Raw genomic sequence first — 20927 nt, 5'->3', positions numbered from 1 at the left:
TTGGGGCCGGGGTTCTGGTAGCCGTGCCCGAAATGTCGGAAATCACCCTCCCCTCCGTCACCACAGCCAAGGGCGACCTCTGGGTGTTCGGCTACGGCTCGCTGATGTGGCGGCCGGGCTTCGAATTCGAGGAGCGCGTCCCGGCGCGGCTGGTCGGCGAGCATCGCGCGCTCTGCGTCTATTCCTTCGTGCATCGCGGCACGCCGGAGAAGCCCGGCCTGGTGCTCGGGCTCGATCGCGGCGGCGCCTGCCGCGGCATCGCCTTCCGCATCGCCGAGAAGAACCGTGTCGACGTCGTCGCCTATTTGCGCGAACGCGAGCAGGTCACGTCGGTCTATCGCGAGGTGATGCGCTCGGTGTGGCTGGAGAATGATGCGCGCCAGCGCGTCTCGGCGCTCGCCTATGTCGTCGACCGCGGCCATGTGCAATATGCCGGACGCCTGTCGCTTGCCGATCAGCACCGCCACGTCGTCCAGGGCCACGGCCAGTCCGGCGCCAACCGCGACTATGTGACGGCAACGGTGAAAGCCATCGAGGCCGAAGGTTTTCGCGACACGCAATTGCATCAGCTCGCGACGATGCTGCATGGTGATGCGCATCCCCTGCACGCGCCAGCTCCCGAAGATCGAGAGAGCCGCTAACTCTCCGACGGCGCGTAGCTCGGCGCGCTGCCGATCATCTGCTCCTGCTCTTTCCGCCCCGCTTCGACGAGGCGGCCAGTCGCGTCCTCGATGACCGTCTGCACGCGGGAAAGAAACTCGTCCTTCGGCAAGCCCGGCGGCAGCGGATCGAGGAACTCGACCACCAGCGTGCCGGGATAGCGCATGAAGGTACGGCGCGGCCAGAACAGGCCGGAGTTGAGCGCGATCGGCAGGCATTGCACGCCGCAGGACGAATAGATCTGCGCAAAACCTGTCTTGTAGTCGGGCGGCGCGCCCGGCGCGCGGCGCGTGCCTTCCGGAAAGATCACGAGCTGCTTTCCGCTGCGGACCGCATCGCGCGCCCGCCGCGTCATGTCGAGCAGCGCCTTCACGCCGGCATTGCGATCGATCGCGATCATCCCGGTCTTGACCAGGAACTGGCCGAACACCGGGATCTGCATGAGCTGGCGCTTGAGGATGAAGATCGGACGATTGAAGAAGCCTGGCAAAACGAACGTTTCCCAGAACGACTGGTGCTTCGCTGCGATCACCAGCGGTCCCTGCGGGATCTTCTCAGTCCCCCGGAATTCCACCTTGATGTTGCAGATCACGCGCATCAGGAAAAGCGTCGCCTTCGCCCACCATTGCGCGACCGTGAGCATGGCACGCGGCGGCAATGCGAAGGTCGGCAGCGCCACGATCGCGAGGCAGACCAATACGGCGTAGAACAGCACGTTGAACACGAGCGAGCGCAGGAAAATCAGAAACATCGACGATCCGATTAATTTGCCGGTCAATTGGCTTGGGCGGTGGCGGGCCGCTTCGGCTGGTGACCTGCAGGCTGCTCCGACATCTCGGGCGAAAGGTCAATCCCGAAATCCTCCAGCCGCACCCTGAGCTCGGCGGCGATGTACTTGACATATTCGGACAAGAGCAGCCGCAGGGTGGACGCCGAGGTCCACCACGGCTCCTCGCGCCATTTGTCGCCGACCACCACGAACGGAATCAGCGTGATCTCCGGCATCGCGTGCGAGAATTCCACCAGCGCGCGCGGCATGTGATAATTCGAGGTGACCACGATCAGCGACTTGAATCGTCGCCCCTCGGCCCAGCGCCGCGCCTCCGCAGCATTGCCGCGGGTCGTCAGCGCGGTGCGATCGAGGTCGACGCAGCAGGTCATGAAGGCCTGGTTCTCCGGCAAGGTCCGCGAGATGTCGTTTGCCGTCGAGGTCGGATGCACGCCGGAGATCAGCAGCCGCTTGCCGTAGCCGGCGGCCAACAGCTCCATCGCGTCCGACACCCGCGAGGAACCGCCGGTCAGGACGACGATGCCATCGGCCTTGCGGTCCGGCGCAATTTCGGCGCCGCGCATCTGCGACAGGAACGCGACGAAGCCCGCCGCCGCAGCGACGAAAGCGAGCGCAATCGTCGACACGATTGTCGCGCGCAGCCAGCCGCGCGGCAGTTTCGGCGATCGATCGTCGGTCGGCGAGGTCATGCGATGTCGGTGATCCCTTCCCTGGATGATTTTAGGACGTTTTGAGGCGAAGTGGAGTCCGGTTTCTTCACCCTCTCCCCTTGTTGTGGGAGAGGGTGGCTCGCCGCAAAGCGGCGAGACGGGTGAGGGGTCTGTCTCCGCAAACACGATGTGCGCGCGCGGATACAGACCCCTCATCCGGCGCCGTAGCCGAAGCTTCGCTTCGGCGTTCTTTAAGAACGGCGGCCGAAGGCCGCCTATGCCACCTTCTCCCACAAGGGGAGGAGGAAGAAAGCAACTCAATCGATATCATTCAACGTCGCGAACAGCGTCTGGCGCGAGGCTACCGCCGTGATGGCGCCGATCAGGACCGCCTGCACTGCGAGCACGACATAGCCGGACGGCCGCAGCGAGAAGGTGCCCAGCAAGGCCGCGAACTGATCCCCGACCGGGGTGCCCGAGAACCAGCCGGCGACCGACTCGGAGAAGCCGAACACCAGCATGGCGGCGCCGCCGCCGATCACGCCGCCTTCGAGGCCGAGTCTGAGGAAATGCCGCAGGAAGCGGTTGGCGATGTAGCGGTCGCCGGCGCCGACAAAATGCAGCACCTCGACGATCGGACGGTTCGCCGCCATGGCGCCGCGGGTCGCGAACGACACCGAGATGATGGTCGCGATGATGACGAGCGCGAGGATGCCGAGGCCGGCGAGCACGGTGGCATTGGTCATCGAGCGCATGCGCTCGATCCAGGCGCGGTGATCGTCGACGCTGGCGCCCGGCGCCACTTGCGTCACGCGGGCGCGCAGGGCGCCGAGATCGAGCGGCGTTCCCGGCTGCACCCGCGCGATGATCATGCGCGGCACCGGCAGATCGTCCATCGACAGCCCCGTGCCGAGCCACGGCTCGAGCAGCTTGCCGCTCTCGTCCTTGCTGAACGGCTTGACCTCGACGATGCCGGGCTGCGCGCGCATCGCCTCGGTCACGGCCGCGCTGTCGCGGTCGAGATCACGCCCCGATTGCGGGCGGACCTGGATGGTGATCTCGCTTGCGACCTCCGACTGCCATTCCGCGGCGGAGGCGCTGACCAGCAGCACGGTGCCAGTGGTCATCGACGCCAGGAAGGTCATGATGGCGACGACGGCGACCAGCGCGCGGCCCTGGATCGAGGCGCGCGGCACGATCGGCGACATGTTGCGCGCCTTGGCCGGAAGCTGCGGACGCTCCTGTCCGAGGTCGACCAGCACGCCGCGCTCGTCGGTCTTACTCATAGACGTGCAGCCGTCCCTGATGCAGCACCAGCCGCCGCGCCTCGTACTGGTCCATCAGGCCGATGTCGTGGGTTGCGATGATGACGGCGGTGCCGGATTTGTTGAGCTCGATGAAAAGCCGCAGCAGGCGGCGGCCGAGCGTCGGATCGACGCTGCCGGTCGGCTCGTCCGCGAGCAGCAGCTGCGGCCGCGAGATCACCGCGCGCGCGATCGCGGCGCGCTGCTTCTCGCCGCCGGAGAGAATGGGCGGCAGTGCATCCATGCGGTCGCCGAGGCCGACCCAGCGCAAGAGATCGATGACCTCCTTGCGATAGCTCGACTCGCTGCGGCCCATGACGCGGAACGGCAGCGCGACATTCTCGTAGGTCGTCATGTGGTCGAGCAGGCGGAAATCCTGGAGCACGATGCCGATACGCTTGCGCAAGTCCGCGATCTCGTCCTTGCCGAGCTGCGAGATGTCGTGGCCGAACAGATTGACGAGGCCGCGCGTCGGCCGATGCGACAGGAACAACAGGCGCAGCAGCGAGGTCTTGCCGGCGCCGGACGGGCCGGTGAGGAACTGGAAGGAATGCGCCGGGATCTGGAAACTGAGGTCGCGCAGGATCTCCGGCCCCAGACCGTAACGCAATCCGACATTTTCGAACCGAACCAAGCTCAGCTCCGTTCGAGAGGGGGCGATAGACGCGACGCGGCGCGCTGCCTTACGCGATCAACGGTTTTTGCGACCGTTATGGTTTCCGGTTCGTTAACGGTCGCCTTGTAGCATCCAGTGCAACCGGCGCTCCGGCTCATCAAGACCAGTCCATGCATCAAGGCTCGTCCATGCATATCGTCTGCCCCCATTGTACGACATCCTACGCCATCAAGCCCGCGAGCCTGGGGGCGAACGGACGGACGGTCCGCTGCTCCCGCTGCAAGGAGACCTGGGTCGCCTATGCCGAGGATGCCATCGAGGAGGCGTCCGTCCCGGCCATGGCCGCGGCCAGCCGGGCCGACGACCAGTCCGACCTCGCCGAGCAGTGGAACTCCTACGCCAAGGACGACGGCGCCACCGATGCGCCCGTGGTCGACAGCCCGTCGATTGCCTGCGACTGGCCCGACGAAGGCGCCAGGGAGATTGAGGACGAGTGGTCAGCGGCGGCCCGGGCCGCCGAGGAAGAAGCCGCGGGCGCACAGCACCAATCCTGGTTCCGCAGCCTGTTCAGCCGGCGCGGCGCGCGGGTCCAGCGTCCGGTCCCGACTGGGGCGCCGCGAAAATCCTATTTCGGCCTGCCGACCGCCTGCGCCGCCATGGCCGCGCTGGTGCTGGCCCTGATCATGTGGCGCGGCGACGTGGTGCGGCTGCTGCCGCAGACGGCGGCCTTCTACAAGATGGTCGGGCTCGAGGTGAATTTGCGCGGGCTGGCCTTCAAGGACGTCAAGCTCTCCAGCGAGACCGTCGACGGTAAGCAGGTGCTGGTAATCGAGGGCGTGATCGTCGGCCAGGGCAAGAAGCCGCTCGATATCCCGCGGCTGCGCTTTGCCGTGCGCGACGCCCAGGGCGCGGAGATCTACGCCTGGAATACCGTGCTGGAACAGACCGTGCTGCAGCCCGGCGAGCGCGCCTTCTTCCGTTCGCGCCTGGCCTCGCCGCCGCCGGAGGGCCGCAATATCGACGTTCGCTTCTTCAACCGGCGCGACATCGCCGGCGGCAGCGTATAGTCGCCGCGCGGGAGGTTGATCCCAAGGTTGGTCTCATGTCGAAAATCCTGATCGCCGACGACGAGGATTCGATGCGCACGCTGGTGGCGCGCGCCATCGCCATGGATGGCCACGAGACCGTGACCGCACAGGACGGCGCCGAGGCGCTGGAGATCCTGACCCGCGAGGACGGGGCGTTCGACCTGCTGCTGACCGACATTCAGATGCCCGTCATGGACGGCATCGCACTGGCGCTGTCCGCCGCGCGCGATTTCCCCGACCTCACCATCCTGCTGATGACCGGCTTTGCCGACCAGCGCGAGCGCGCCTCGAACCTCAATGCGCTGGTGCATGACGTCGTGACAAAACCGTTCTCGGTCGCGGATATCCGTACGGCGGTAGCGGACGCACTGGCGGCGAAGAAGGGGTAGCGGTCGACGGTATCGCCACATCGTCATTGCGAGGGTTGTGGCACGGTCGTAGCCCGCATGAGCGCAGCGACATGCGGGACCGGCGGCCCCGGATATCGCTTCGCTCATCCGGGCTACAAGAAGGCTATCGCCTCAAAAATCCTTCAGCAGCCGCTCGATGTAGTCGAGCTCGATCTGCGGGCGCGAGGGATCGCCTAGGCGGCGGCGGAGCTCTTCGAGGATGCGGCGGACACGTTGGGCGTCGATCTCGCCGGGGATCTTGACGGTGTAATCGTCGCCGAACTCACGGCCATGAAGCGGCCGGCCGAGCGGGTCGGTCTGATTGCCGCCGCTCTGCTGGCGGCCGGCCCGGTTGCCGGGACCATCGCCCTGCCCGTCGCCATCGCCCTGCTGCATCGCCTCGGCCATCTTCTGCGCGCCCTTGCGCAGCGCATCGAGCGCCTTGCCCTGCGAATCCACGGCACCGTCCGCGTTGCCCTCGCCGAGCTTCGATCCGGCATCGCCCATGGCGCCGTCGGCGGCGTCGAGGCTGCCGTCATCGTCGCCCTGGTCGCCGTCCTGATCGCCATCCTGGCCGGACTGTCCCGGATCGCCCTGCTGGCCCTTCTGCCCCGGCTGACCCTTCTGGCTCTTTTGTCCCTTCTGCGTGAGGCCGCGTTTGGCGAGCTCGTCCTGCAGCTTCTTCAGGCGGTCGCGCAGCGCCTGCTGGTCCTGCTGCAGGTCCGACATCGACTGGTCGCCCTGCTTGCCGCGCGAGCGGTCACGCCGGGAATCCTGGCCCTGCTTGAACGTCTTGTCGCGCAATTGCTGCTGCTTGCGGATCATGTCGCTGAGCTCGTTCAGCGCCTGCTCCATGTCGCTGTCGCCGGACTGCCCGGGCTGCGCCATCTGGAGATTTTCCATGATCTGCGCGAGCTGCTCGAGCATGCGCTGGGCCGCCTCGCGATTGCCCTCGCGCGCCGCCTTCTCGATCTGCTTCAGCAGCTCGTCGAGATCGCGCTGCGTGATGACGTTGCGATCACGGCTGGAGGATTGGCTCCGTTCCGTCGCCCGCTTGTATTCCTCGAGCTTCTGGATGGAGTCGGACTGATTGCTCAGGCTCTTGCCGGATTCCTTCTGCCTGAGGCTGTCGCCGGAATCCTGCATCGCCTTCTCGGCGCTGTCGAGCAGCGCATCGGGATCCTGATCCAGCTGGGCAGCGGCCGGCGAGACGCCGCCCAACAGGACGGCGAGGCAGGCGATCGAGATCGCCTTGAAGACTGGCACGCGCGCTAGCTTCCGCATTTCCGGTCCCGCGTAAACTGGTTGGCCCCGTCATTGCCCGCCTTGGCCCGGTTGCTCGCCGACTTCCGATAGGCCTGGAGCTGCTGGCGAAGCGCGTCCTGCTGCTGCGCCAGCTCCTCGAGCTGCTCCGCCGTCGCCTTCTGGGTCTTCTGTCGCAGCTCGATCGCCTTGTCGAGGATGAGCTGAACCTCCGCCGGGAACGGCTGCCGGGGGCCGAGCGGATTCTGCTCGGCGCGCCGGGCGAGATCGCGCACCTTGCCGGCCATGGCCTCGCGGAGCTTCTGCGTCAGCACCTTGATCTCGTCCTCGCTGGCGCCGCGCTCCAGCGCCCGCTTCAGCGCGTCCTGCGCCGAGCGCAGCGCGGCGTTGACGCTGCCGGCGACACCGTCATCCTCGATGGTGACCGCGAACGCCCACATGCTCGCCACCACCTCGCGCAGCGCATCGTCGGTGCGGGCCGCCTCGAGCTGGGCAGCGAGGCTACGCAGGCCGAGATAGCAGCCGGCATCCGGCGTGAACAATTCGGGCGCGATCATCAGCGCGTCGAGCGCGGCGTAGACGTCGGAATTCTTGTTGGCGTCGAGCGCGAGGATGCGGCGCTGCTCGATCAGCGCGCGCGCGAGCGAGTTGGTGAACAGGCGCTCGGGCAGGCGCATGTTGAACGGCTCGCTCCTCGCCTCGTTGCCGGCCTCGTCCTTGGCCGTGAGCGTCAGCGTCACGTCGGCGCCGGCATAGGGATCCTCGCTGAGGTCCTTCACCGTCTGGCCGACGCCGTTGCGGGTGCGCGCGTTCGGCAGCACCAGCGGGAATTGCGGCGGCTGGAACAGCGGCCGCGCCGCGGCCTTGCTGTCGTCCTTGCCATCGCGCAAACCGATTTGCGCCTCGGCGCCGGTGACGCCGTAATCGTCCTCGATCTTGTAGGAGAGCTGGAGTCCGCCGCGGGCCTGGCGCTCGGGATCCTTGGCGAGCGCGATCGTCGGCGCACGATCGGGCGTCGCGGCAAACGCCCATTGCGGCTGGCCGGAGGGCGCACGGACATGCGCGGTGCCGTCGGCGGTGATGGCGAAATGCTTCTCGTTGGTGCCCTTGGGCGTGGCTTCGGTGGGGGCGACCTCCTTGAGGCCGCCGGAGACGACGACATCGAGGCTGCCGCCGGACGAGCGCACGATCAGCGTCGAGCCGGCGGGCACGGCGAGCGGACCGCTCGCCGGCAGCGCTGCAGCTTCCTTGTTGGCGGCCGACAGGATCACCGGCGGCTTGCCGGTGTAGAGCGGCGGCGTGACCCAGGCATCGACGCGAACATTGGTCGGCGCCAGCACACCGTTCCAGTCGAAGGCGGCCCCGACGCGCATCGCGCGTTCGTCGCCGGCCGCGAAGAAGGTTGCAACCAGCATCACCATGACCAGCGCCCGTAGCGCCCAGGGATCGTGAAGCGCGAGCCGCGGGCGCGGCAGACCGGCCCGGATGCGCTTCAGCGAAGCCAGCGTACGCTCGCGCTGCGCCTGCCACAGCGCCTTCGCGATCGGATCCTGCGAGGTCAGGGTGTCTGTTAGCGTGGTCGCCGGGCGGTGACGGATGCCGGAGCCGCGGTCAAGCCGGCTCAGCGCTTCCTCGCGGCTCGGCCAGCGGAACCGAAGCAGGGGGAACAGCGCGGCGATCGCAATGCCGGCAAAAATGACGAGACCGACGGCGCGGGCCAGGAACGGCAGCGCCAGCCAGAGACCGGCCCAGGACACCACCAGGAACAGGCCGATGACGGTCAGCAGCCGCGCGAGATTTGGCCAGGCACGCTCCCACGCGATGGCATAGATGGCCCTGTCGAGGGCCTGCGCCAGCTTCAGCCGCGACAGAGCGTCGCCATCGCGGTTCGGGTCTGACGGGTCGGGGGTGACGCCGTTCAATCAGCTCTCCAGGTTGCCCGGTAGAGAGAAGCGTACCACAACGGCAGCACTGAGGCATCCGTTCCTGTACGGGAGACACCCCTTTTCCCGCATAACACGAGGACGTGACTGGTCCGCCGCAACCCCGTAATTTCCGCGGCGCCACCTGAGGGAGACGAGAGGAAACGCCATGGATAAGAAAATGCACGACAAGGGCCTCGAGGTCCGCAAAGCGGTACTGGGAGAAGCCTATGTCAACAACGCCCTGAAGAACGTCGACGATTTCAACCGTCCGTTCCAGGAGATGCTGAACGAATATTGCTGGGGCACGGTGTGGGGCCGCGAGGAGCTGCCGCGCAAGACCCGCAGCATGCTCAACATCGCGATGATCGCGATCCTCAACCGCCAGCACGAGTTTCGCGCGCATCTGAAGGGCGCGCTGACCAACGGCGTCACCCGCGACGAGATCCGCGAGATCCTGATGCAGGTCGCCATCTACGGCGGCATGCCGGCCGCCGTCGACAGCTTTCGCATCGCGCGCGAGGTGTTCGCGGAGATTGATGGGAAGGCGTGAGGCAGGCGTGTGAGTGAGGGACGCAACGTTCCTCCTCATCGTCGTCCCGGACAAGCGAAGCGCAGCGTGGCGCTGATCCGGGACCCATAACCACAGGGAGATGTGGTTACGGGGACTCGGAGTGACCGCTTACGCGCAACGACTTCTCCCTGGGGTTATGGGTCCCGGGCTCATCGCTTCGCGATGCCCCGGGACGACGAACGGAAAATGTGACTCCGCTCTCACGCGCAACAACAAACAAAGGGAAACACCATGGACATCGGATTCATCGGGCTCGGAAACATGGGTTTCCCGATGGCGCGGCGGCTGATCGAGGCGGGACACAGGCTCGTTGTGTTCGATGCGCGCAAGGAGGTCACGGACAAGCTGGTGGCGCGCGGCGCCATCGCTGCGACCTCGCCGAAGGACGTCGCCGATCAGGTCGAGACCGTGATGGCGAGCCTGCCGTCGCTGCAGGCTTCGCTTGACGTTGCAACCGGCGCGAACGGCGTGATCGAGGGGAGCCGCGCAAAGCGCTTCATCGATCTCTCCACCGTCGGCTCGGCGATGGCTTCGAAGATTCACGGCCTGCTCGCCAAGCGCGGCATCGTGCAGATCGACTCTCCCGTCTCCGGCGGCGTCGGCGGCGCCGAGAAAGGCACGCTGGCGGTGATGGTCTCAGGGCCGAAGGCGGAGTTCGCGCTGCTCAAGCCCGCGCTCGACGTGATCGGAAAAGTGTTCTTCATCGGCGAGAAGCCGGGCGCGGCGCAGACCATGAAGCTCGCCAACAATTTCCTGTCGGCCACGGCGATCGTGGCGACCTCGGAAGCCGTGGTGATGGGCGTGAAGGCCGGGCTCGATCCCGCCGTCATGATCGACGTCATCAATGCCGGCTCCGGCATGAACACCGCGAGCCGCGACAAGTTTCCGCGCTCGGTGCTGCCGCGCACGTTCGATTTCGGCTTCGCCACGGGATTGATGGTGAAGGACGTGCGGCTGGCGCTGGAAGAGATGAAGCAGCTCGGCCTGTCGATGGAGGTCGCCGACGCCGTAGGGCGGCTGTGGGAGACCGTGATCAGCGCGGAAGGCGCGGAGTCGGATTTCACCGCGGCGATCAAGCCGATCGAAAAGAAGGCGGGGGTCGTGGTAGGCGGGAAAACGGGCGGATTGGCGGGGAAGTAGCGCCTCAAATTCTCCTCGTCGTCCCGGGGCGCGCGCAGCGCGAGCCCGGGACCCATAACCACAGGGAGACGTTTGGCGAAGACTCGAAGTTACCGGCTTCGCGCGACAACCGCTCCCTGTGGTTATGGGTCCCGGCCTTCGCCGGGAGCGGCCTTATCGCCCCTCACCGCCTCACAGCCACGGCGCGGGCGTATCCATCGCGATCAGCTGCTCGACCTCGATGCGCGGGCGCACCACGGCGTACTGGTCGCCCTTCACCAAGACCTCGGGCACCAGCGGGCGCGTGTTGTAGGTGCCGGCCTGCACGGCGCCGTAGGCGCCGGCGGTCATGATGGCGAGGAGATCGCCCGCCTTCGGCGTCGGCAGCGTGCGGTCGAGCGCGAGATAGTCGCCGGTCTCGCAGACCGGCCCGACCACGTCAGCCGTGATCGTGGCCGCATCCTTCGCCGGTTGCGTCACCGGCAGGATGTCGTGATGGGCCTCATACAGCGTGGGGCGGATCAGATCGTTCATCGCGGCGTCGATGATGACGAAATTCTTGCCGTCGCCGTGCTTCACATAGATCACCTTGGCGACCAGGATGCCCGCATTGCCGACGATCATGCGGCCCGGCTCGAACATCAGCGTGCAGCCGAGATTGTGGCTGACGCGCTTGACCATGGCGGCATAGGCGGCGGGCGCCGGCGGCGCCTCGCGGTCCATGTAATAGGGAATGCCGAGACCGCCGCCGAAATCGACGTGGCTGATGTCGTGGCCATCGCTACGCAGCGTCTGCACGAATTCGGAGAGAATGCGGAACGCCGTCTCCATGCCGGAGAGATCGGTGATCTGGCTGCCGATATGCACGTCGGTGCCGGTCACCTGGATTCCAGGCAGCTTTGCCGCGCGCGCATAGACCTCGCGGGCATGCACGATCGGGATGCCGAACTTGTTCTCGGACTTGCCGGTGGAAATCTTGGCATGCGTGCCGGCATCGACATCGGGATTGACGCGCAACGAGATCCGCGCGGTCTTGCCCGTCTCGGTCGCAAGGCGCGAGAGCAGTTCGAGCTCCGGCTCGGATTCGACGTTGAGACAGAGGATGTCGGCGGCCAGTGCGGCCCTCAGTTCGTCTTCCGTCTTGCCGACGCCGGAGAACACGATCTTGCTGGCGGGAATGCCGGCGGCCAGCGCGCGCTTCAATTCACCGCCCGAGACCACGTCGGCGCCGGCGCCGAGCTTTGCCAGCGTGCGCAGCACCGACTGGTTGGAGTTCGCCTTCATGGCGTAGCAGACCAGCACCTTCTCGCCGGCGAAAGCCTCGGTGAAGACGCGGTAATGCCGCTCCAGCGTCGCGGTCGAATAGCAATAGAACGGCGTGCCGACCGTTGCGGCCAGCTCGGACAGATTCACCGCCTCGGCGTGCAGCACGCCGTTGCGATAGTCGAAATGGTTCATGGCGTTGGCTCAGTTACCCCAGCCTACCGGCCGGGCTTGTCGTCCAGGAGCGGGTCGAGAATAAACGATTTCTTGCTGCCCTTGGGAGCCGCAGGCGCGGCGTCCGCACCATAGGTGGGATTGAACAGGCTCGGCGTCCTCTGGGCTTCGGTCTCGGTGTCGGTGGGCGCGGCGACATTGGCCGTGGACGCGCTGGACGCGGTCGGCGGCAGGTCGAGCGGCCCTTTGCGGCCGCAGCCGGCAAGCGCGAGCGCCGTCAGGCTCAAGACAATGATGGCCCACCCCGAGCCGGCCGGGCGAAACTTTGACGTCACGACGAAATCCCCACTACGCGGGCCGCACCATACAGAGATTGGCGCGCTCTGGCGAGAGCCGGATGACCATGAAACATAAGCGAAATTTTGCCCTCAGCCCAATTTTCGCTCTTTTTCCAGCCGCTTCGCCCAGGCCTTCGCCTGAGAGGCCACGTTCTTCGGCGCGGTGCCGCCGAAGCTGGTGCGGCTCTTCACGGACGATTCGACCGAGAGCACACCGAGCACGTCCTTGGTGATCTTCGGCTCGATTGCCTGCATCTCCTTCAGCGGCAGCTCGTGCAGCGCCATGCCGCCCTCGGCGGCCTTGGCCACGATGCGGCCGGTGACGTGGTGGGCCTCGCGGAACGGCATCTTCAGCGTCCGCACCAGCCAGTCGGCCAGATCGGTCGCCGTGGCATAGCCCTCGCCGGCGGCCGCCTTCATCTTGGCCTCATCGGGCACGAGGTCGCGGACCATGCCGGTCATGGCCCGGACTGCCAGCGACAGTGCGGCAAAGCCCTCCATGGCGCCCTGCTTGTCTTCCTGCATGTCCTTTTGATAGGCGAGCGGCAGGCCCTTCATCACGATCAGGAGGCCGTTGAGCGCGCCGATGACGCGGCCGGTCTTGGCGCGCACGAGCTCGGCGGCATCCGGATTGCGCTTCTGCGGCATGATCGAGGAACCGGTGGTGAACTTGTCGCTCAGCCGGATCAGACCGACCAAGGGCGAGGTCCAGATCACGACCTCCTCGGCAAAGCGCGACATGTGCACGGCGCAGATCGACGCAGCCGACAGCGTCTCCAGCACGAAATCGCGATCGGAGACCGCGTCGAGCGAGTTCGCCATCGGGCGGTCAAAGCCGAGCGCCTTCGCGGTGGCATGGCGATCGATCGGGAACGAGGTGCCGGCCAGCGCGGCGGCGCCGAGCGGCGATTCATTGAGCCGCTTGCGCGCGTCCTGGAAACGGCCGCGGTCGCGCGCGGCCATCTCGACATAGGCGAGCAGATGATGGCCGAAGGTCACGGGCTGCGCGGTCTGCAGATGGGTGAAGCCGGGCATCACGGTGCCGGCATGCTCCAGCGCGCGCTGGACCAGTGCCTGCTGGAATGCGGCGAGCGCCGCGTCGGTCTCGTCGAGGACGTCGCGGACATAGAGACGGAAGTCGGTCGCGACCTGGTCGTTGCGCGAGCGTGCGGTGTGCAGGCGGCCGGCCGCGGGACCGATCAGCTCCGACAGGCGGCTCTCGACATTCATATGGATGTCCTCGAGCGCGCGCTTGAATTCGAAGCCGCCCTTGCCGATCTCTGACAAAATCGTGTCTAGACCCTTGCCGATATTTTTCGCATCAGAGGCCGTGATGATGCCCTTCGCGGCGAGCATCGCGGCGTGGGCCTTGGACGCGGCAATGTCCTGGGCAAAGAGGTGACGATCGACGTCGATGGAGACGTTGATCTCTTCCATGATCTCATCGGGACGCTCCGAGAACCGGCCGCCCCACATCTTGTTGCTCATGATCCCCTGCTCACGCCTTGCTTTGCCGCACGTTTGCTGGCCGAGGCCAGCCGTATTAAGAGGCCCCTGATAGCCATATCTGCGACCGGATGACAAACGATATGCTCGACAAAAAGCCCTCCGCCACGCGCCGGATACCCCTCGTCATCGCCACCGTGGCGATCGGCGGGCTGGCCGGCTTCGCCGCGCTGTACGGGCTGGGCCTGAGCCGGGCTCCTGGCGGCGATCCGACCTGCAAGCCGGCGGTGGCGATGGCGCAAAAAATCGCCCCGCTCGCCCATGGCGAGGTGGCGGCGCTGACCATGGCGACCGCGCCCCTGAAGCTGCCCGACCTGGCCTTCGAGGACGCCGACGGCAAGCCGAAGAAACTGTCCGATTTCCGCGGCAAGACGCTGCTGGTGAACCTCTGGGCCACCTGGTGCGTGCCGTGCCGGAAGGAGATGCCGGCGCTGGACGAGTTGCAGGGCAAGCTGTCAGGCCCGAATTTCGAGGTGGTGGCGATCAACATCGACACCCGCGACCCCGAAAAGCCGAAAACCTTCCTGAAAGAGGCCAATCTAACCCGGCTCGGTTATTTCAACGACCAGAAAGCCAAGGTTTTCCAGGATCTTAAGGCGATAGGCCGGGCGCTGGGCATGCCGACCTCGGTGCTGGTCGACCCCCAAGGCTGCGAGATCGCGACGATCGCGGGGCCGGCGGAATGGGCGAGCGAGGATGCGCTGAAGCTGATCCGCGCCGCGACCGGCAAGGCCGCTGCGTCGCTTTAAGCCGTCACGTTGAGATTGCCGCCAACGCCGGGGCCGACATTGGCCAGGGAAGGCTGACCCGCGCCGAGCAGGGTCAGGACGGTGGATTTCTCCATGTCCATGTTCTGCTTGGTCAGCGTCGCCGCAATATTCGACTGCAGCGCGCCTTGCTGAGCGGCCAGCATGGTGCTGACCATCGCCATCATGTCCATTACGCGAACCCTCGTACCGGCTGTAACCTAGACGCGAGGGGTTAATGGGACATGAATTGTCACGAAGCGGATGCGCGGCCGCAGGGCGACGGTGCCGTAGGGTGGGCAAAGGCGCATTTGCGCCGTGCCCACCACCTCACCATGGTCGCAAAAAATGCGTGGGCACGCTTCGCTTTGCCCACCCTACGGCACCAGGAAATGGGTCAGCGCGTCGGAACCGGCTTGGCGCCGCGGTAGTCGTAGAAGCCACGCTGGGTCTTGCGACCGAGCCAGCCGGCCTCGACGTATTTCACCAGCAGCGGGCACGGGCGGTACTTGGAATCGGCGAGGCCCTCGTGCAGCACCTGCATGATCGACAGGCAGGTATCGAGACCGATGAAATCGGCAAGCTCGAGCGGGCCCATCGGATGGTGCGCGCCGAGCTTCATCGCAGCGTCGATCGCCTCGACATTGCCGACGCCTTCATACAGCGTGTAGATCGCCTCGTTGATCATCGGCAGCAGGATGCGGTTGACGATGAAGGCCGGGAAATCCTCGGAGACCGCGACCTGCTTGCCGAGCTTGGCGACGAATTCCTTGGCCGCCTCGAAGGTCGCATCATCCGTGGCGATGCCGCGGATCAGCTCGACCAGCTCCATCAGCGGCACCGGATTCATGAAATGAATGCCGATGAAGCGCTCGGGCCGGTCGGTGGCGGCAGCAAGACGGGTGATCGAGATCGAGGACGTGTCGGAGGCGACGATCGCCTCGGGCTTCAAGATGGCGCAGAGCTCGTGGAAGATCTTGCGCTTGACCTCCTCCTTCTCGACCGCGGTCTCGATCACGAGATCGCAATCGGCGAGGTCGTCGAACTTCTCGGCGGCCACGATGCGCGAGAGCGCCTGGGTCTTGGCCTCCTCGGTGACGACCTTCTTGGAGACCTGGCGGGCCAGATTGCCGTTGATGGTGGCCATGCCCGACTTGAGGCGGTCGGCCGAAACGTCGTTGAGCACCACGTCGAAGCCGGCGAGCGCCGCAACATGCGCGATGCCATTGCCCATCTGACCCGCGCCGATCACGCCGACCTTCTTGATCACTGCCGCCATAATGTCATCCACCGGAACGGCGCGCAGATCGCGCCCTGCCTATCCCCTGAGCCGGGAGGTCTGATTTGACCAGTAGCCTGATTTAATCAGAACCTTGGCTCGAAACCTAGATTGGATCGCTTCGAAGGCGTGCCCCACGCCAAAGAAAACGCTCAAAAATGAAACACCGGCCGGAGTTTATACCTCCGGCCGGTGTTTTGAACGCGGTTTACTTGCCGAGCTTGCCGAGTTCGGCGGTCAGCTCCGGAACCGCCTGGTAGAGGTCGGCGACCAGGCCGTAATCGGCGACCTGGAAGATCGGCGCGTCCTCGTCCTTGTTGATCGCGACGATCACCTTGGAGTCCTTCATGCCGGCCAGATGCTGGATTGCGCCGGAAATGCCCACGGCGACATAGAGCTCGGGGGCCACGACCTTGCCGGTCTGGCCGACCTGCCAGTCGTTCGGGGCATAGCCGGCGTCCACCGCCGCACGCGAGGCACCGACACCGGCGCCCAGCTTGTCGGCGAGCGGCTCGATGTACTTTGCGAAGTTTTCCCGGCTCTGCATGGCGCGGCCACCGGAAACGATGATCTTGGCCGAGGTCAGCTCGGGACGGTCGCTCTTGGCCACTTCCTCACCGACGAAGGACGACAGGCCGGGATCGGCCGCCGCCGCCACGGTCTCGACCGGAGCACTGCCGCCTTCGCCTGCCGCGGCGAAGGTGGAGGTGCGGACCGTGATGACCTTCTTGGCGTCCTTCGACTTCACCGTCTGGATGGCGTTGCCGGCATAGATCGGACGCTCATAGGTGTCGGGGGCGACCACCTTGATGATCTCCGAGACTTGCATGACGTCGAGCAGGGCGGCGACACGCGGCATCACGTTCTTGAAGCGCGAGGTCGCGGGCGCGACGATCGCGTCATAGGACGGGGCCAGCGAGACGATCAGCGCGGCCAGCGGCTCGGCGAGATCATGCGCGTAGAGCTCGCCGTCGGCGAGCAGCACCTTCTTCACGCCGGCGAGCTTGGCAGCGGCATCCGCCGCGGCCTTGGCGTTCTGGCCGGCCACCAGCACCTCGACGTCCGCGCCGAGCGCAGCAGCCGCGGTGAGGGTCTTGTTGGTCGCATCCTTGAGCGACGCATTGTCGTGTTCGGCAATCAGAAGCGTCGTCATCAGAGCACCCCGGCTTCGTTCTTGAGTTTCGACACCAGCTCGGCGACGTCCTTGACCTTGACGCCCGCCTTGCGGCCCGCCGGTTCAGTCGTCTTCAGAACCTCGAGGCGCGCGGCGACATCGACGCCGTAATCGGCAACGGTCTTCTCCGCGATCGGCTTCTTCTTGGCCTTCATGATGTTCGGCAGCGAGGCGTAGCGCGGCTCGTTGAGACGAAGATCGGTGGTGACGATCGCCGGTCCCTTCAGCTTGACGGTCTGCAAGCCCCCGTCGACTTCGCGCGTGACCTTGAAGTCAGAACCTTCAACCTCGAGCTTCGAGGCGAAGGTCGCCTGCGACCAGCCGAGCAGCGCGGCCAGCATCTGGCCGGTCTGGTTGCTGTCGTCGTCGATCGCCTGCTTGCCGAGGATGATGAGGCCAGGCTGCTCTTCGTCCGCAACCTTCTTCAGGATCTTGGCGACGGCGAGCGGCTCGACGGTGCCTTCGGCCTTCACCAGGATGCCGCGGTCGGCGCCCATGGCAAGACCGGTGCGGATCGTCTCCGACGCCTGCGCCGGTCCAATGGAGACCACCACGACTTCGGTCGCCTTGCCGGCTTCCTTCAGACGCAGCGCTTCCTCGACCGCGATTTCGTCGAACGGATTCATCGACATCTTGACGTTGGCGAGTTCAACGCCCGATCCATCGCCCTTGACGCGGACCTTGACGTTGTAATCGACCACCCGCTTTACCGGCACTAAGACCTTCATCGATCCTCTTTCACTCAATTTGGGAGGGGGATTATCAACTGGCGCGGAACCTAAAGGCCTGATCCGGCCCGGTCAACGCGCGAAGCGGCCAATTTTTAGACCTTAGAAATGCACCGCTCAAATGGGTCAGCGGTTCTGGCCCGGAACCCAGAGCACGTCCCCGGCGCCGTTGTGGTTAGCGGCTCGGCTCGCCACGAACAGGAAATCCGACAGGCGGTTCATATACTGGATGCCAGCCGCGCTGACCGGCTCGCCCGGTCGGGCTGCCAGTTCCACGATGACGCGTTCCGCCCTGCGGCATATCGTGCGCGCGACATGGAGATAGGCTGCGGCCGGAGTGCCGCCGGGGAGCACGAAGGAGGTCAGCGGCGCGAGCTTGTCGTTGAGCGCGTCGATGTCGCGCTCGAGGCGCTCGACCTGGCTCGCGACCACCCGCAGCCGCTCCGCTTTGCCCTCACGCTCGGGCACGGCGAGATCGGCGCCGAGGTCGAACAGGTCGTTCTGGATGCGGCCGAGCATCGCATCGAACTCGGGCATGTCATGGGTGTGAAGCCTGACCACGCCGATTGCGGCATTGGTCTCGTCGACGGTGCCATAGGCCTCGATGCGCAGATCGTATTTCGGCCGGCGCTCGCCCGAGCCGAGCGCCGTCGTGCCGTCGTCACCGGTCTTGGTATAGATGCGGTTCAATACCACCATGTTCAGCGTCCCATCGCCCAGACTGCGGCCATGGCGATGACGATCGCCACGAACTGCAGCAGAACCCGCCAGCGCATCAGCTTCTGCGAGGTGTTCGGCGAGCCGCCGCGCATCATATTGACGAGACCGAGCAGCAGCACCAGTGCCACGGCGCCGACCGCGATCGGCAGGATGAAAGTACTCAGGATAGATGCCATCTGAGGGTAGATAACACCGTGGGCGGCGGTTCGCCATGGCGTTCCCGATCTGGCTTTTAAGCCAATAATATCAGAAGCTGGCTGGATGAATATCGATCCGATGCAGCCGTCCTTCACCTCTCCCCGCCTGCGGGGAGAGGTCGAATTCGATCGCAGATCGAATTCGGGTGAGGAGGGCTCTCCGCGGATCCGGCTCTCACCGTCCACGCGGAGACTCCCCCTCACCCGCCGCGCTCAGGCGCGCAAGTGCGCTGCCGAGCGCGTCGGCCTCTCCCCGCAAGCGGGGCGAGGCGAACCGCGCTGCAAGCAGGGTACGATTACATCGGCCGCCACTGCGGGTGCCACGTGAAAGCGATCCGCTACATCTACTGCGTGCTGGAGGATGCGTTCTATACGTTCCTGGCCGACGACGGCTGGGCGATCGCGAGCCATATCGCGCTGTCGACGCTGATGGCGCTATTTCCGTTCCTGATCGTGCTGACCTCGCTCGCCGGCTTCTTCGGCTCCAAGGAGCTCGCCGATCAGGCCGCCAGCCTGATGCTCGAGGTCTGGCCCAAGCAGGTCGCCGATTCGATCTCGGGCGAAATCCACGACGTGCTGACCACCACCCGCACCGGCGTGCTGACCATCGGCGCGGCGCTGTCGGTCTACTTCGCCTCGAACGGCGTCGAGGCGCTCCGCGTCGCGCTCAACCGCGCCTATGCCGTGGTGGAGATGCGGCGCTGGTACTGGCTGCGGCTGGAATCGATCGGCTACACGCTGGTCGCGGCCTTCACCGCGCTCGCCATGGCATTCCTGATCGTGCTCGGTCCGCTCTTCATCGAGGCGGCGCGGCGCCATATCCCGCTGTTCGTCGAATCCAACGAAAGCATCCTCACCTGGCTGCGCTACGGCATCACCATCGGCGCATTGGTGGTGGCGCTGGTGATCCTGCATGCCTGGCTGCCCGCGGGCCGGAGGAGGTTCTTCCAGATCCTGCCCGGCATCTTCTTCACCATCGTGGCGTCGCTGATCTCAGGCATCGTCTTCGGACAATATCTGGCGCGCTTCGCCAACAATTACGTGACGATGTATGCGGGGCTCGCCTCGGTGATCATCGCGCTGGTGTTCCTGTATTTCATCGCAGCGATCTTCGTTTACGGCGGCGAGCTCAATGCCGCGATCATCAAGTCGCAGCTTCCTCACGGCGTGTCGCTTCAAGCAGCGCAGTCGCTAGAGCCCGCGGAGACACAGGCTTGACCAGGAAAGCGTCGGCGCCGGCTTCACGCGAGGCCGCCTCGTCCTCGCCGCGCCCGGAGACCCCGATGATGGGGATTTGAGCCAGCGGCGCCGGCATGGTGCGGATCCGCCTGATCGCCTCGACGCCGTCGATCCCAGGCAGCACCATGTCCATCAGCACCGCATCGAAGGCGCCCTGCTCCAGCCGGTTCACGGCATCCTCGCCACGGCCGATGAACTCGGCATGATGGCCGAGCTCGGTGAGGATGGTGTTGAGTACGACGCGGCCGAACGGATTGTCCTCGACGCTGAGCACGCGCAGCGCAGACAACGCGTCCTCCCCGGCTTCGCCTTTCGATTTGCGCGACCTGGCCGGCCCTGCCGCATCCAGCGACACCGTCAATGTGAAGGTGGCGCCGCCGCCACTGCGCGGCGCAACCGAGATGTCGCCGCCCATCGCGCGCGCCAGTTGCTTCACCGAGGACAGCCCGAGGCCGGCGCCGCCGAAACGCGAGGCGATGGTGACATTGGCCTGGGTGAAGGGGCGGAACAGCCGCTTGATCTCGGCCATGGTGAGGCCGATGCCGCTGTCGGACACCGCGAAGGCCACGCCGACCTTGCCCTTGCTCTTCTTGGCAGGACGCCAGGGCGCCACCGCCAGCGCCACGCCGCCCTGCTCGGTGAACTTCACCGCATTGTCGATCAGGTTCTCGAGCGCGGCGCGCAGGCGGACGGGATCGCCGACCACCAGCCCCGGCAGCTTGTCGGCAATATCGACCTGGGCCTGCAGCCCCTTGGCCGCGGCGCGCCCGGCGAGCGAATCGCCGGTGCTGCGTGCGAGCGCCCGCAAGTCGAACAGATCGTGCCGCAGCGTGCTGCCGGCCTTCCCGGCGCCCTTGCCCGTCTTGGCAGCGTCCACGAACAGCGTGGCAAGGCTCGCCAGATGCTCGGCGCCGGCCTTGATGGTGTCAGCCCAGCGCCGCTCCCGCTCCCCGAGATCAGAGGTCGCGAGCAGATCGCTGATCGCGAGAATGCCGGTCAGGGGGGTGCGGACCTCGTGGGCAAAGGCGGCGAGCGCCGCCTGGACCACATCTGGCGCGGCGGCCTTGGTGGCGCGCTTGCGCGACCGCCCCGCCGCCCCGGACCGTTTCCGAGGCGGTCGCGTGGACGTCCGCGTAGTGCGCACCGCGCGCGTTTTCGCCGCCATAATTCCCCTTCGAAGTATCCCCT

Annotated in this window: 23 protein-coding genes; 7 read left to right on the top strand and 16 right to left on the bottom strand. The window is 66.0% G+C overall.

Annotation, left to right across the window (positions count from 1 at the left end; translation table 11 throughout):
• Positions 1–32: 32 nt before the first annotated feature.
• The gene (locus N2603_RS07930) at positions 33–641 is read left to right on the top strand and encodes a gamma-glutamylcyclotransferase (protein WP_260388308.1); all 609 of its coding nucleotides are present in this window, start codon (positions 33–35) and stop codon (positions 639–641) included.
• Here N2603_RS07930 and N2603_RS07925 read toward each other — a convergent pair.
• The 4 genes from N2603_RS07925 to ftsE all read right to left on the bottom strand — a co-directional run bounded on the left by N2603_RS07925 (position 638) and on the right by ftsE (position 4038).
• Entirely contained in the window at positions 638–1411 is a 774-nt protein-coding gene (locus tag N2603_RS07925; RefSeq protein WP_260388307.1) for a lysophospholipid acyltransferase family protein, read from the bottom strand. The genes N2603_RS07930 and N2603_RS07925 overlap by 4 nt on opposite strands.
• 23 nt (positions 1412–1434) lie before the next feature.
• Entirely contained in the window at positions 1435–2139 is a 705-nt protein-coding gene (locus N2603_RS07920) for a YdcF family protein (RefSeq protein WP_260388306.1), read from the bottom strand.
• Positions 2140–2417: 278 nt separating this feature from the next.
• Positions 2418–3386: a cell division protein FtsX gene (locus N2603_RS07915; protein ID WP_018646543.1), complete on the bottom strand. Its 969-nt coding sequence runs from the start codon at positions 3384–3386 to the stop codon at positions 2418–2420.
• Positions 3379–4038, bottom strand: coding sequence for a cell division ATP-binding protein FtsE (gene ftsE, locus N2603_RS07910; RefSeq protein ID WP_018646542.1), 660 nt, complete (start codon positions 4036–4038; stop codon positions 3379–3381). The genes N2603_RS07915 and ftsE overlap by 8 nt, the downstream gene beginning before the upstream one ends.
• A 170-nt stretch (positions 4039–4208) precedes the next feature.
• Here ftsE and N2603_RS07905 point away from each other — a divergent pair, with 170 nt between their 5' ends.
• Together N2603_RS07905 and N2603_RS07900 are read left to right on the top strand one after the other, a co-directional pair.
• On the top strand, positions 4209–5087 hold the full coding sequence (locus N2603_RS07905) for an MJ0042-type zinc finger domain-containing protein (RefSeq protein ID WP_260388305.1): 879 nt from the start codon (positions 4209–4211) through the stop codon (positions 5085–5087).
• A 35-nt stretch (positions 5088–5122) separates the two neighbouring features.
• A complete protein-coding gene (locus N2603_RS07900; protein ID WP_166818684.1) occupies positions 5123–5497 on the top strand; it encodes a response regulator in 375 nt (124 codons plus the stop codon).
• 132 nt (positions 5498–5629) lie between these two features.
• On the opposite strand, the gene N2603_RS07895 is transcribed toward N2603_RS07900, so the two are convergent.
• Positions 5630–6781 (bottom strand): DUF4175 family protein, encoded by a 1152-nt coding sequence (locus N2603_RS07895; RefSeq protein WP_018646539.1) that lies wholly within the window; start codon positions 6779–6781, stop codon positions 5630–5632.
• Entirely contained in the window at positions 6769–8682 is a 1914-nt protein-coding gene (locus N2603_RS07890) for a TIGR02302 family protein (protein WP_260388304.1), read from the bottom strand. The genes N2603_RS07895 and N2603_RS07890 overlap by 13 nt, the downstream gene beginning before the upstream one ends.
• Before the next feature lie 169 nt (positions 8683–8851).
• Between N2603_RS07890 and N2603_RS07885 the strand changes: the two genes are divergently transcribed.
• Both N2603_RS07885 and N2603_RS07880 read left to right on the top strand, forming a co-directional pair.
• Positions 8852–9235, top strand: a complete 384-nt coding sequence (locus N2603_RS07885) for a carboxymuconolactone decarboxylase family protein (protein ID WP_008567285.1) — start codon at positions 8852–8854, stop codon at positions 9233–9235.
• A 252-nt stretch (positions 9236–9487) separates the two neighbouring features.
• Positions 9488–10396, top strand: a complete 909-nt coding sequence (locus N2603_RS07880) for an NAD(P)-dependent oxidoreductase (protein WP_260388303.1) — start codon at positions 9488–9490, stop codon at positions 10394–10396.
• Positions 10397–10567: 171 nt separating this feature from the next.
• Here N2603_RS07880 and lysA read toward each other — a convergent pair whose 3' ends face one another.
• From lysA to argH, 3 genes are all read right to left on the bottom strand, one after another.
• Positions 10568–11833 carry a diaminopimelate decarboxylase gene (lysA, locus tag N2603_RS07875; protein ID WP_260388302.1) on the bottom strand — a complete coding sequence of 422 codons (1266 nt, stop codon included), beginning with the start codon at positions 11831–11833 and terminating at the stop codon, positions 10568–10570.
• Between the two features lie 23 nt (positions 11834–11856).
• Positions 11857–12147: an LPS translocon maturation chaperone LptM gene (lptM, locus tag N2603_RS07870; protein WP_018646535.1), complete on the bottom strand. Its 291-nt coding sequence runs from the start codon at positions 12145–12147 to the stop codon at positions 11857–11859.
• 93 nt (positions 12148–12240) lie between these two features.
• The gene (gene argH, locus N2603_RS07865) at positions 12241–13638 is read right to left on the bottom strand and encodes an argininosuccinate lyase (protein ID WP_260388301.1); all 1398 of its coding nucleotides are present in this window, start codon (positions 13636–13638) and stop codon (positions 12241–12243) included.
• A gap of 101 nt (positions 13639–13739) precedes the next feature.
• On the opposite strand from argH, the gene tlpA reads away from it, so the two are divergent.
• A complete protein-coding gene (gene tlpA / locus N2603_RS07860; RefSeq protein WP_260388300.1) occupies positions 13740–14405 on the top strand; it encodes a thiol:disulfide interchange protein TlpA in 666 nt (221 codons plus the stop codon).
• On the opposite strand, the gene N2603_RS07855 is transcribed toward tlpA, so the two are convergent.
• From N2603_RS07855 to N2603_RS07830, 6 genes are all read right to left on the bottom strand, one after another.
• The gene (locus tag N2603_RS07855) at positions 14402–14596 is read right to left on the bottom strand and encodes a putative motility protein (protein WP_027562813.1); all 195 of its coding nucleotides are present in this window, start codon (positions 14594–14596) and stop codon (positions 14402–14404) included. The genes tlpA and N2603_RS07855 overlap by 4 nt on opposite strands.
• A gap of 203 nt (positions 14597–14799) precedes the next feature.
• Positions 14800–15681, bottom strand: a complete 882-nt coding sequence (locus tag N2603_RS07850; RefSeq protein ID WP_018646531.1) for a 3-hydroxybutyryl-CoA dehydrogenase — start codon at positions 15679–15681, stop codon at positions 14800–14802.
• Between the two features lie 208 nt (positions 15682–15889).
• Positions 15890–16834, bottom strand: coding sequence for an electron transfer flavoprotein subunit alpha/FixB family protein (locus N2603_RS07845; RefSeq protein ID WP_260388299.1), 945 nt, complete (start codon positions 16832–16834; stop codon positions 15890–15892).
• Positions 16834–17583 carry an electron transfer flavoprotein subunit beta/FixA family protein gene (locus N2603_RS07840; protein ID WP_018646529.1) on the bottom strand — a complete coding sequence of 250 codons (750 nt, stop codon included), beginning with the start codon at positions 17581–17583 and terminating at the stop codon, positions 16834–16836. Before N2603_RS07840 ends, N2603_RS07845 begins: the two co-directional genes overlap by 1 nt.
• Positions 17584–17709: 126 nt before the next feature.
• Complete coding sequence (locus N2603_RS07835; RefSeq protein WP_018646528.1) at positions 17710–18282, bottom strand: cob(I)yrinic acid a,c-diamide adenosyltransferase; 573 nt, start codon at positions 18280–18282, stop codon at positions 17710–17712.
• A gap of 2 nt (positions 18283–18284) precedes the next feature.
• A complete protein-coding gene (locus N2603_RS07830; RefSeq protein WP_018646527.1) occupies positions 18285–18479 on the bottom strand; it encodes a twin transmembrane helix small protein in 195 nt (64 codons plus the stop codon).
• Positions 18480–18824: 345 nt separating this feature from the next.
• Here N2603_RS07830 and N2603_RS07825 point away from each other — a divergent pair, with 345 nt between their 5' ends.
• Positions 18825–19718 (top strand): YihY/virulence factor BrkB family protein, encoded by an 894-nt coding sequence (locus N2603_RS07825; RefSeq protein ID WP_260388298.1) that lies wholly within the window; start codon positions 18825–18827, stop codon positions 19716–19718.
• On the opposite strand, the gene N2603_RS07820 is transcribed toward N2603_RS07825, so the two are convergent.
• Entirely contained in the window at positions 19645–20904 is a 1260-nt protein-coding gene (locus N2603_RS07820) for an ATP-binding protein (RefSeq protein WP_260388297.1), read from the bottom strand. The genes N2603_RS07825 and N2603_RS07820 overlap by 74 nt on opposite strands.
• Positions 20905–20927: the final 23 nt, after the last annotated feature.

Source organism: Bradyrhizobium huanghuaihaiense, from assembly GCF_025200885.1.
In the GTDB taxonomy this organism is placed as follows: Bacteria; Pseudomonadota; Alphaproteobacteria; order Rhizobiales; family Xanthobacteraceae; genus Bradyrhizobium; species Bradyrhizobium huanghuaihaiense.
The sequence above is the reverse complement of the archived record's forward strand: the minus strand, read 5'-3'. Positions and strand labels throughout refer to the sequence as shown.

Excerpts from the sequence above, each read along its gene's own strand:
- N2603_RS07920 (WP_260388306.1), bottom strand. The coding sequence starts at position 2,139 with ATGACCTCGCCGACCGACGATCGATCGCCGAAACTGCCGCGCGGCTGG.
- N2603_RS07845 (WP_260388299.1), bottom strand. The coding sequence starts at position 16,834 with ATGACGACGCTTCTGATTGCCGAACACGACAATGCGTCGCTCAAGGAT.
- N2603_RS07840 (WP_018646529.1), bottom strand. The coding sequence starts at position 17,583 with ATGAAGGTCTTAGTGCCGGTAAAGCGGGTGGTCGATTACAACGTCAAG.
- argH (WP_260388301.1), bottom strand. The coding sequence starts at position 13,638 with ATGAGCAACAAGATGTGGGGCGGCCGGTTCTCGGAGCGTCCCGATGAG.
- N2603_RS07885 (WP_008567285.1), top strand. The coding sequence starts at position 8,852 with ATGGATAAGAAAATGCACGACAAGGGCCTCGAGGTCCGCAAAGCGGTA.
- lysA (WP_260388302.1), bottom strand. The coding sequence starts at position 11,833 with ATGAACCATTTCGACTATCGCAACGGCGTGCTGCACGCCGAGGCGGTG.
- N2603_RS07930 (WP_260388308.1), top strand. The coding sequence starts at position 33 with ATGTCGGAAATCACCCTCCCCTCCGTCACCACAGCCAAGGGCGACCTC.
- N2603_RS07915 (WP_018646543.1), bottom strand. The coding sequence starts at position 3,386 with ATGAGTAAGACCGACGAGCGCGGCGTGCTGGTCGACCTCGGACAGGAG.
- N2603_RS07880 (WP_260388303.1), top strand. The coding sequence starts at position 9,488 with ATGGACATCGGATTCATCGGGCTCGGAAACATGGGTTTCCCGATGGCG.
- N2603_RS07905 (WP_260388305.1), top strand. The coding sequence starts at position 4,209 with ATGCATATCGTCTGCCCCCATTGTACGACATCCTACGCCATCAAGCCC.
- N2603_RS07820 (WP_260388297.1), bottom strand. The coding sequence starts at position 20,904 with ATGGCGGCGAAAACGCGCGCGGTGCGCACTACGCGGACGTCCACGCGA.
- N2603_RS07850 (WP_018646531.1), bottom strand. The coding sequence starts at position 15,681 with ATGGCGGCAGTGATCAAGAAGGTCGGCGTGATCGGCGCGGGTCAGATG.
- N2603_RS07900 (WP_166818684.1), top strand. The coding sequence starts at position 5,123 with ATGTCGAAAATCCTGATCGCCGACGACGAGGATTCGATGCGCACGCTG.
- N2603_RS07895 (WP_018646539.1), bottom strand. The coding sequence starts at position 6,781 with ATGCGGAAGCTAGCGCGCGTGCCAGTCTTCAAGGCGATCTCGATCGCC.
- N2603_RS07835 (WP_018646528.1), bottom strand. The coding sequence starts at position 18,282 with ATGGTGGTATTGAACCGCATCTATACCAAGACCGGTGACGACGGCACG.
- N2603_RS07925 (WP_260388307.1), bottom strand. The coding sequence starts at position 1,411 with ATGTTTCTGATTTTCCTGCGCTCGCTCGTGTTCAACGTGCTGTTCTAC.
- N2603_RS07830 (WP_018646527.1), bottom strand. The coding sequence starts at position 18,479 with ATGGCATCTATCCTGAGTACTTTCATCCTGCCGATCGCGGTCGGCGCC.
- N2603_RS07855 (WP_027562813.1), bottom strand. The coding sequence starts at position 14,596 with ATGGACATGATGGCGATGGTCAGCACCATGCTGGCCGCTCAGCAAGGC.
- tlpA (WP_260388300.1), top strand. The coding sequence starts at position 13,740 with ATGCTCGACAAAAAGCCCTCCGCCACGCGCCGGATACCCCTCGTCATC.